Annotated in this window: 8 protein-coding genes; all 8 read right to left on the bottom strand. The window is 67.0% G+C overall.

The window, feature by feature from the left end:
* Positions 1–734, bottom strand: a 734-nt coding sequence (gene eccD, locus A9X05_RS08505) for a type VII secretion integral membrane protein EccD (protein WP_067754646.1), incomplete at its 3' end; no start/stop codon positions are given.
* Positions 731–1,567 (bottom strand): MinD/ParA family protein, encoded by an 837-nt coding sequence (locus A9X05_RS32015; protein WP_231972828.1) that lies wholly within the window; start codon positions 1,565–1,567, stop codon positions 731–733. The genes eccD and A9X05_RS32015, both read right to left, overlap by 4 nt.
* Before the next feature lie 1,152 nt (positions 1,568–2,719).
* Positions 2,720–3,007: a WXG100 family type VII secretion target gene (locus A9X05_RS08495; protein WP_067754652.1), complete on the bottom strand. Its 288-nt coding sequence runs from the start codon at positions 3,005–3,007 to the stop codon at positions 2,720–2,722.
* A 41-nt stretch (positions 3,008–3,048) separates the two neighbouring features.
* Entirely contained in the window at positions 3,049–3,351 is a 303-nt protein-coding gene (locus tag A9X05_RS08490) for a WXG100 family type VII secretion target (protein ID WP_046184939.1), read from the bottom strand.
* An 88-nt stretch (positions 3,352–3,439) separates the two neighbouring features.
* A complete protein-coding gene (locus A9X05_RS08485; protein WP_067754655.1) occupies positions 3,440–4,636 on the bottom strand; it encodes a PPE family protein in 1,197 nt (398 codons plus the stop codon).
* A 280-nt stretch (positions 4,637–4,916) separates the two neighbouring features.
* Positions 4,917–6,713, bottom strand: a complete 1,797-nt coding sequence (gene eccCb, locus A9X05_RS08480; protein WP_067754666.1) for a type VII secretion protein EccCb — start codon at positions 6,711–6,713, stop codon at positions 4,917–4,919.
* 58 nt (positions 6,714–6,771) lie between these two features.
* Positions 6,772–9,012 carry a type VII secretion protein EccCa gene (eccCa, locus tag A9X05_RS08475; protein WP_067754669.1) on the bottom strand — a complete coding sequence of 747 codons (2,241 nt, stop codon included), beginning with the start codon at positions 9,010–9,012 and terminating at the stop codon, positions 6,772–6,774.
* Positions 9,009–10,375: type VII secretion protein EccB (eccB, locus tag A9X05_RS08470; RefSeq protein ID WP_197498972.1), on the bottom strand; the 1,367-nt coding region annotated here is incomplete at its 5' end. The genes eccB and eccCa, both read right to left, overlap by 4 nt.

Below are 10,375 nucleotides of genomic sequence, written 5' to 3'. Positions count from 1 at the left end.
ACCGCCGCCGCACCGGCGAGCTGTGGTGCCCCGAGCGGGGCCGCTCCACGGGGCGCCGGAATGGCCAGCGCCACAGCGACGGTGATCAGGGGAGCCGCCGTCGCCAGCAGGCTCTCCGACAGGCTCACATTCTTGTAGAACCTGTTGGCCACCCAGCTGCCCGTCAGGGCCAACAGCCCGGCGATGCCCAACGCGAGTGACCACCACAGGTGGCGCCCGGTGTTCCACCAGGCCAGTGCCGCGATCGCGGCGATCGCCACCGTGACGACGGGAAGCGCCACGCCGATGAACCGATTCAAGGCGGGGCGGTCGAACTCCGCCGATTCGTCCAGCACGGCGATCGCGTCGATGACGTCCTCGACCAGCGGCCGGTACCGCTCGGTGCGGCTCACCGACACCAGCGTCAGCAGCGATCCGTCGACCACGACGGCGTCGTCCAGCGACTTGTCGGGCTTCAGGGGCGGGGCGCCCGGTCGGGCGAAAGTCCAAGCGCCCTGGGCCGAGAAGTCGAAACCGGCCAAGACATCGGCTGGAGCGTCTTCGAGAAGTTCGGCCAGAACCGCGACCGTGTCATCGATATACGCCTCGATCGGCGCGGACGACGGCAGGACGACGTCGGTCATCCGCCGCCCGGTAAGGATCGTCACCCGGGTGGTGGCGGGCTTGGCGGGCGCGGTGGTGCCGGCGGGCCCCGCAGTTGCGGCCGCGCCGGCAGTAGCGGTGGGTGCGCTCAACGACGTTCACCCCTGTCGAAATCGTCGGACAGTGCTGCGGCAAGCTCGGTAATCCTACGCTGGTAAACGGGGTCGAGCAGGCGGATTTCGATCTCTCCGCCGGCCGCGATGTGTTTGTCCCACGGCAACACCACGACCCGGTCCGGCCGAACGTGCTGCCCGAATTGCCGCACCAAGTCGGTGATGGCGACATTGGGTTCCCCGGGCGACACATGGTTGATCACCACACATGCGCGGCTCAGCAGATCCCGATGACCGCTGTCACGCAACCAATCGATGGCGACCGCGGCCTGCCGGGCAGCGTCGACCGATGCGCTGGTCACGATCACCAACCCGGATGCCGTTGCAAGCAGACCCCGAGTCAAGCCGGCCCCGCAATCGGCCAACACGACGCTGTAGAACTTCGACACCGCGTCGGCCGCCCGCTGCCAGTCGGTTGTACTGAACGCGCGGGGCGCCGTGCCGTAGTCCGCCCCGGCGAGCACCTCGAGGTTGACGGCATTGACGCTGGTGAGAGCCCGCACCTCGTTATAATGCGAAAGGTCCTTGCGCGCAAGGAGATCCGCGATACTCGAAGCCGATCGTTGCCCCGCACGATCCGCCAGATTCCCGGAGTCCGCGTCCGCGTCGAACGCCAGGATCCGGTCACCACGCACCTGTGCCAGCGTCGACCCCAGGGCGACCGTCAAGCTCGTCTTGCCGACACCACCCTTGAGGCTCAGCACGGCAATCTGATGAGATCCGCTGGGAATACGCTGTATTCGCCGGTGTAAGTCCCGCTCGTATTTCTCGTCGCGGGACAGACCAGGGTTGATGCGCGTCAGCTTGTACACCGCCCGCCGCCAACCGCGTTTCGGGATCGTCTTTTCGGCCGACTTCCTGCCCGGCTCGACACCGATGTGGGTCACGGCAGCGGTGGTGCCGCGCTCGCCGTCCGCGGATGCCGGCGGCGAACTCGGTGGTGCCGGCGACTTCGTGGGGTGTTGCGCCGCGGGACGCGCCGGAGCTGCGGGAGAGACCTCGCGCTCACGTCGCTTCAACGATGGCGGGGGCACCGGCCCGCCGTTCGGTTCCGCCGTCGCATGGTTGGCCCGTGGAATCGCTGTGACGGTGGGCCCAACCACTGCGTTCACGCGGTCGTCTCGGTCGTCGGCGCGATGGCTGTGTCGCCCGGTGCCGGCGCCGGCAACGTTTGCCGCGTTGGTGTCGTCGCGGTTTGCGCGACGCGAGTGTCGGGCGTGCTGAGCCGGGGCCTGAGCGCGTGGGTCAGGTTGCGGCGCAAGCGATTTCGGGCCGACAGGCGGGGGCTGCTGACGCCGTTCGACCGGCGGAGGTTCGGCCGGGGGCTGCCTGCGCCGCTGGGCCGGGGGCGGTTCGGGCAGCTCAACGGCAGCGGGCTCCGGCTTGTCGATCGGCATCGGTGGCCGCGCGGGCGGGCTCGACCGGCCCCGGTCGACGGGGGGAGGTGCGGGTGGCGCCGGGGCGGCTTGCTCCGTCGGGTCGATCGGTATCGGTGGCCGCGCAGGCGGGCCGGCCGGGGCCCACTCGACCGGGGGAGGTTCGGGTGGCGCCGGGGCGGCCTGCTCGGTCGGGTCGATCGGTATCGGTGGCCGCGTAGGCGTACCGGCCGCGGTCCACTCGATCGGTGGTAGGGGGGTTTCGGTTGCGACGGAGGAAAATTGCTCTTCGATGTGGATGGGCATCGGCGGCGGCGTATGCCCGTTGGGCTTGGGCGGACTGTGCGCCGCCGACGGCATCGCAACCGGCTCAGGCGGCATCACAACCGGCGCGTTGACGTCGAATTCCGTCTGCGCCGCAGCCTCGTCCGCAATCTCCATCCCCTCAAGGGATTGGAAGAGCCGGTCGTAGTCGGCCGCCATCAAAGCCTTTCGTCAACTCGTTTCATGCGAGGAAGCACGAGAAGAGCCTAGATCTCCCGTCAGGTCGACGTGGCCCAATCTCGTGCTTCGCCGCTCGCCATCGTCTTACGTGAACATGCCCGTGACGCCGGATTCGGTTTGCGCCATCGCCTGGCTGGCCTCGGTGATGCGCTGGGAGAGCGCCTGCAACGCGGCGTTGAGTTCAGCGGAGGTGTCATCCCAATTCCGCTGGACCTGCTGGTAGGCCTCCGAACCGCTGCCGCCCCACGCCTCGGCCAGCTTGGCGAGGGAACTCTTTCCCTCGTCGAGAAGACCCTGGGTGGTCTGCACTGCGCCCGCAATCGAGCTGGATCCCGCTTCGATACCGGCGAAATTCCATGACTGTTCCGACATATTGTTGCTCCGTTTCTTTGTGGTGCTGAGGGGGTGATGGGTCAGAAGTTCATCTGCGACGACAGCGAACTGGCTTGTTCCTCGTCGGCCGAGGAGTACTGGATTCCGGCGCCGTGAATGTTCTGCGAGATCTCGCTGAGCGCCTTGATCTGGGCCTGGCCCGCTTCGTGGAAGCGCGTCAGCGCCTGCTGAGCGGCGGCACCGGCTTGACCGCGCCAGTGGCCGGCCAGCTCGCCACCGGTGGACTCCACGGTTTGGATGACCCGCTGGAGCTCGCCGGAGATCCTGTCGAAGTTGCTAGCCTCCGCGCTGAGGGTAGCGGCATCGGTCTTCATCTCTGCCATGCTGGACTACTTTCTCTGTTTCCTGTCCTCGCCAAGTGATGGCAAGTCTTCCGGCCCTGGCGGCCGGGAAGTCTTTCTTTGTGGGCGCTCACCAGTCGTCCTCGTGCTCGAACTCCACGTCCTCGCCGTCGTCCGGGCGCGTGGCGAGCAGTGCGGGGGACGCCAGCCCTGGCCGTGCGGCCCCCGCGGATTGGGCGGACGAGCCACCCATGCCGACGGGGGCCGCACCCCCGCCCGCCGACGACCCGGCGCCGGCACCCGCGGGGGTGATGGCCTGCGACGGCTTGTCGAGCAACTGATTCATCAGCGACGTGCGGGCCGTCGTCCCGCCCGCACCGGGTAGTGCTTCGGAGCGCATGAGTCCCATCCCCACGCTGGGGCCGGATCCGCCGGCCAAGGGATGCGTGGAAAGTGGGCTGGCGCCGACCAGGCCCAGCTGGCCACCCTCTTTGCCGGGCAGATGGCCGAGCTTGTCGCCGACCAGGCTGTCCCCGGGGCCGCCCATACTGCCGGACTGGCCGGCCATCGAGGTGAGTTGTTGCAGCGGCTGCATCAGCTGCTGCATCGGTCCACCGAGCTGACCCAGCTGCCCGAGGGCCGGCATGGCCGGCTGCTCGAGGGGCACCCCGACTTCCGGCACCGTTTCCGGGATTTCGTCCTCCACCTCCGAGAGCGCGCGCATCGCGGCGGGAATCGCCTCGGAGCCAACGGCCGAGAGCGTGCTCAACGCCTCCGTGGCCACCGCTTCGCCCACACCCGGCTGCAGGATCGGCTTGATGGGCGGAAGCGGCTCGAAGGTCGTGTTCGCGATCGTCTCCACCTGATAGATGTCCATGACCGCGGCGGCCTGATTCCACATCCGGACGAAATAGTCGGTTTCGTTCAGACCGATCGGCACCATGTTGATGCCAAGGAAATTCGTGGCGGTAAGGACCGCGTGCGTGATGTGGTTGGTCGCGATCTCCGGCAACGACGGCGTCATCGCCAGCGCCTTGGCGTACGAGGCGGCCTGCGCCGCCGCGCGTGCCGCGCGTTCCTGGGCCTGCTGAGCCGCGGTTTGCAACCAAGCCACCATCGGCATCGTCGCGGCTATCGCGCGTTCGCTGCTCATGCCGGTCCACGACGCCTTGAGGGAAACCAGGGCGGCAGACAACTCGAGCGCCTGGGTCTCGAGAGCCCCCGCCAGCGCTTCCCAGCCGGCGGCGGCCTGCAGCATCGGAGCCGGACCCGCTCCGGCCATCAGCCGCGCGGTGTTCAGCTCCGGTGGCATCGCGTGCCACAACATGGCTATCCAGTCCCCTTGTCTGCGAGTGCTTTTCGGTTACCGCGTGAAGTCGTTCGCGACGCCGTACCGTGCATCGGCGCTTGCGCCGGGCGCCCTCGAACCCCGGCCGGCGGGGGTGGCGACTTCGTCGCCAATTCCGACAACCATCGGGTTAAGTGGCATTTTCTGCATTTGCATACCTCTTCTGCACATCGGCGCGAAATAGCTATTCATTTAGGGCAAAACAACCCATTGGCCAACGAAATCTCGGCTCGTTATGCATGCGGTGCGTTCAACGTTCTTACTGGGCGCTGGGATAATCGTAACCGCCTCCTGGAGGTGGTGAGTGCACTTCTTCCGGAGGATCCAAGTAGGCCGCTTGGATGACCTCTTTCCCCTCGGGAGCGACCAGAAATGCCTGGCCAGGCGGCCTCCGCTTCACCTGGATGTCCCGCGACGGGAAGTCCTGTTTGTCGCCCGACAGGAACAGGGTGGGCGATCCGGCGCCGTAAGCGGCGCCGACGAACTTGTCCATCGTCGCCTTGTATGCGGAGCTCATTTGGCACGTCACGATGATGTGCAGCCCGATATCCTGAGCCGCGGGCAACAAAGGCGCCAATGGTGCCATCGGCGGTATACCTCCGGCCGCCGCCACAATCATGTGCCAGTCATCGACGAGAAGAACAACATCGAATCCGCTCCACCATGAGCGGGACCGGAGTTGCGCGGTGGTCAGGTCGGCCGGCGGCAGACGCTTCTGCAGGTTGACCGCGAGGGCCTTGATAGCTTCGTCGAGCGTCGTGCTGTTCCGGTTGATTGCGCCGGCGTCGAGCAGATGGCTCTGGGGCACCGCATCCAACAACCCGGAGCGGTAGTCGGCGAGCATGAACCGCACCTGCTTTGGGCTGTTGCGAGCGCAGATAGCCCGGGCGATCGCGTGGGCGGTGCGGGTCTTTCCCGACTTCGGGGCACCGAAAATCAACAGGTGGGGCGTGGTGTACATGTGCGCGTAGGCCACCGACAGATCCGTCTCCCGCACCCCGATAGGAATGGTCCATCGAGTGCGGTAGTCGGAATCCGGTCCCGGGGGGTTCGGGTCGAGCTCGTAGAGATAGATCCGCTCTGGCAGCACCCGTACCCGCGGCGCCTGCTCAGTGTGTTGGGCCGCAACGTCATTCACCGCCGCGGTGATCGCCTCAACCAGGTTCTCGGCGCTGTGCACACCGTCGAACCGCGGCACACCGATCATCAAGTGGTGCTTCTCCGTCGACATCGCGCGGCCGGGACGATTGGCCGGGATGTCGCGGGTGGCCCGATCGATCTGCGTGTCGTTGACGTCGCCGAGCCGGAACTCGATCTTGGTGCCGAGGTAGTCGCGGACCCGCGACTTCAGTTCCGTCCAGCGCGGCGTGGTGATCACCACGTGGATGCCGAACGAGAGGCCTTGCGCCGCGAGGTCCTGGACCTGCGACTCCAGATCGGGGAATTCGCTGACGAACGCCGGCCACCCGTCGATGACCAGGAAGACGTCGCCGAACGGGTCGGAGGCGACGGGTTGGTTCGGATCCTCGCGCAGCTGCCGATAGGCGGCGATCGAGCCGACCCGGTGCTCCTTGAAGGTCGCTTCCCGTTGCCGCAGAACGGCTTGCACCTCCGCGATCACCCGCATGACACGGTCGGGCTCCGAGCGGGTGGCCACGCCACCCACGTGCGGCAGGTTCTCCAGATAGATCAGGCCGCCACCGCCGAGATCGATGCAATAGAACTGAACCTGCCGCGGTGAGTGGGTGGCCGCCGCCGACAGCATCATCGTCTGCAGCAGCGTGGATTTCCCCGTCTGCGGCGCTCCCCCGATACCGATGTTGCCGCCGGCGCCGGACACGTCCACGCCCCACGTGGCCTGCCGGTGCATCCGCGGTTCGTCCATGACGCCCAAGGCGAATCGCAGCGGTTGCCGGTCGTCCTGGGCGATGAGTTCATTGACCGGGGTGGGGTCGGTCAATGGGGGAAGCCACATCTTGTACGCATGCGACTCGGTCGTGCTGAGTTGCTCGAGCACCACCTCGCGCAGCGCCCGCCCCTTGGTTTCGATACTCATCGGCGCCGCTCTCCTCCGCAGTAAAGTGGTGCCCCCACTGCTTCGGCGCCGGCGCGAGTCATGACGCCACCGCCTCGTCGAGCACCGGTCCCGCGGTGAACTGTTGGATGCGAACCTTTTTCGGGCCGACGTGCGGGCCGGCCCCATTGCCCTCACCGTTGGTTTCCGCGCGAGCCGTCGGGACGTACGTGTTGCCGGTATACAGGGTGCTGAACTTGACCGGGTCTTCCATGCCGACCCGCAGAAATCCGACACCGCTTTCCTTGTTGGTGATGTACTGCGCCTCGGGGGTCCCGATCACGGCTTTGGATTCGTGCGAGCTGGTGGTGCGCAGCGCGATGCGGTACGTCAGGTTCGGCTCCAATTTGTCGATGCGCACACCGCCGGTCTGCAGCGACTGGGTGGCCAGCAGCAGGTGCACGCGCAGCGACCGCCCCACCCGGCAGATCCTGTCAAACAAACCGATGAAGTCCGGGTGGCTTTGCAGCAGCTCGGCGAACTCGTCGACGACGACGAAAAGCGTTGGCAGGGGCGGCAGGTCGGCGCCGCGTTCCCGGTACTTCTCGTACTCGGCCACACCGGAGAGCGCTCCGGCGGCGCCCACCTTCATGCCGGCCTGGCGCAAGATGCCCTGCCTGCGGTCGAGTTCGCCGGTCAACACCTCGCCCATGCGGCTGACGAGTTCGGCTTCCTCGGCCATGTTGGTGACCACGGCGGCGGTGTGGGGCAGCTTCTCCATGCCCAAGAACGTCGAGCCGCCTTTGAAGTCGGTCAGCAGCAGGTTGACCTGGTCCGGGTGGTGCATCGCCACCAGAGACAGGATCAGGGTGCGCAGGAATTCCGACTTGCCCGACCCGGTGGTGCCGATCAACATGCCGTGCGGCCCCGCGCCGAATTCGGCGCCCTCCTTGATGTCCAGGTACATGACGTTGCCGGTCTTGAGTTCATGTCCGAACGGGATCTTCAGGCGATCGCGGTCGGTGTCGGTGAACATCCGCCAGCGGTTCGGCACAACCTCTTCGACGCTTTGCGCGCCGACCAGCTGGTGCCATTCGGTCGCCGTCTTCTTCTGGACGTTCGTGCCCTTCTTGTCCAGGACGGTGCCGGTGATGGACCAACCGGCCAGCTTTCTCGCGATTCGGCCGGCTTGGTGCGGCGACATCCTGTCGGCGACGGATGTCACCTGACGAAACTGCTGCCCGGGCAGGCGGTCATCGGCGGTCCCGTCCTCGGCGACCCTGATGCGGTAGTTCGAGCCGCGGTGGTTGCCCAGCGTGATCACCGTGACACCGGCCCTGCCGTCGGGCGGGAAGCCCGCCCGGCCGCCGGTCAGGTCCACCACCACGACGTACGGGCCGCCGGGAAGGGAATCGGGGGTGTGTGGCCCGCGGGCCGCCAGGTCCGACAGGTTGTCGGGCCGGGTGTAGATCATCCGGACCGGCCCCGAGGCGTCGGTGTCGGTCGGATGTTGAACGTGGGGAAGCCATTTCAGCCACGACCAGTCGGGATCGTCCGGGTTCTCGGTGAGAACGCGGATCTGCAGCAGGTCCGGCGGGTGGAATACGGCCAGATGGCAGATCATGGCGGTCAACAGGCCGGCCGCCCCTGCCGGGTCGCCGCCAACCGCGATCGTCGGAAAGGTGCGCAACTGCACCAGCTTTGGACAGTCGTGGATGAGGCCGTGGGTGCGCAGGAACTTGACCACCCACATGTTGGCGACCGGTTCGAGGTATGGCTGCGGCGCCGCGGACGGGCCGGCCAGCTCGCCGCCCGTTGACGGCTTCATCAGCCGGTCCACCGCCGGCTGGTCACCGATTCCGATCCGAGTGGCGGCATAGAAGTCGGCGTTCGCCGGGCGCGACCACTGCCGCGGTGTGCCGATGAGCGAGGCGAGATCTTCGGGATGCGGTGCGTGGTAACCGAAGAACGCCACCTGCGCGCTGGCCGATGACGTCACCCGGGGACGGAGGCCGGCCAGGTAGCGCAGGTACTCCTTGCGGTCGGCGTTGATCTCGGGCACCTTCTTGCCGCCGCCACCGTGACCGGCCATCATGCCCATCGACATCATGATCATCATCAGCGGCATCATGAGCATGTACGGCGACAGCTGCCTGGTGCCGGTGACCACCATGATCGCGATCATGCCGAGCATGCACACACCCATGACGTAGGGAAGTGCCTTCTGGACGCCCGACGGCGGGATGTCCACGCCGAGGTCCTCGGGCGGAGTGAGGCTGATCTCGCCCGGGGTGAGGCGGGGACCGCGCGTCACGGAGGGGGTGAACTTCTTGGTCGTCATGAGGGACCTCCCGGGGCCGCCGCCGGGGCTTTTCGCGGGCTCGGGTCGGCGGGCAGGGTGTCGTGCTCCAGCAGCGCGGCCTCTTTGGACAGCACCGGACCGTCGACCAGGAGGCGGATGATCTCCCAGGGCGCGGACTTCGGCGCGCTCAGACCCAGGGACGACGCCGTCTGGGCGTCCGGCAACCCGTAGCGCACCCCTTGCGGGTCGACGTAGTACAGAGATTCGCCGTACCGGGGATCCGGGGACTGCAGCTGCACGAACTTGCCGCCATCGGAGTAAACCGTTGCGGGGCCTTGGATTTGCTTGATCCCCGAGTTCATGGCCGATGCCGGGATGGGCAGATGCCGTCCCGTCAACACGCTCGTCTTCGGAGCCTGATCGCCGGCTTTGCGTTCCCACGTCCAGCACAGGGTGGGGTCTTGGGGCCGGGAGACGATCTTGACCGGCTCGTCGGGCAGCGGCGAGTTGTAGACCACCTCGGGCACCTTGACGATCTCACTCGGCACCACCGCCGGGGGCTCAACCAGACCGTAGGACTGGATGGCGCGCAGCGCCGCGGCGGTGTTGGCGTTGACGGGCGCGACGCCGTCGAGCAGCACGACGAAGTAGCGCGGACCCGAGTTCGCGTGGATCTGCAGGATCGATCCGACCACCAGCTGCTCGGGCAGCCCGAAGGCGTTGGGAGATCCCGCGCCTGGGATTGCGGGCAGCTGCCAGGAGCCCGCGTCGGGCAGCGCATTGAACATGGCCGAGGAAAGGGGGCTGGGCTTCGCGGTTCCGCGGATTCCCACGGCGAAGGTCATCGGGCGGTCGCTCAAGTCGGTCGCGTGCCGCCCGTGGGTGTCCACGACCCAGTCCTTGCCCTGGTAAGACGCGAGCAGCGCCTCGTGCGGAAGGATCGGGTCGATCACGACGGGCTCGATCTGCAAAGGCATCGCCACCACCGAGGTCTGCACGACGGGGTTGATGCTTTCCGCCTGAGTGACGGTGTCGCACAACGCCCATACCGATGAGGAGTCCGAGGACACGGGCGTGGCGTAGGGCGCCCCGGGGATGCCGACCGACTGCCCCTTGGGAAACCTGCTGAGCTCGGCGGGCTTTACGGCCTTCGGCTCGGCCGGATTGCCCAACACCAGTCGCGCCGAGGTCAGGTTGTAGACGGGATGCAGTTGACCCGACACCATCAGGTAGAGCTGGTTGGTGGCGCGGTCGACGAACAGGTTACCGCTGCCGAGCTTGCCCTGCGGTTTGAAATACGCCATCGCCAGCGCGCCCACCACGACGAGCACCGAGACGAGGACGCCCAGCGCGACCGAACGGCTGTAGAACTGCAGCGGGTCGTCGAACATCCGGGTGTCGC

The sequence above is a fragment of the Mycobacterium sp. E3298 genome, from assembly GCF_001666895.1.
Classification (GTDB): domain Bacteria; phylum Actinomycetota; class Actinomycetes; order Mycobacteriales; family Mycobacteriaceae; genus Mycobacterium.
Note: the sequence above shows the minus strand (reverse complement) of the source record. Positions and strands in the feature narration are given on the sequence as shown.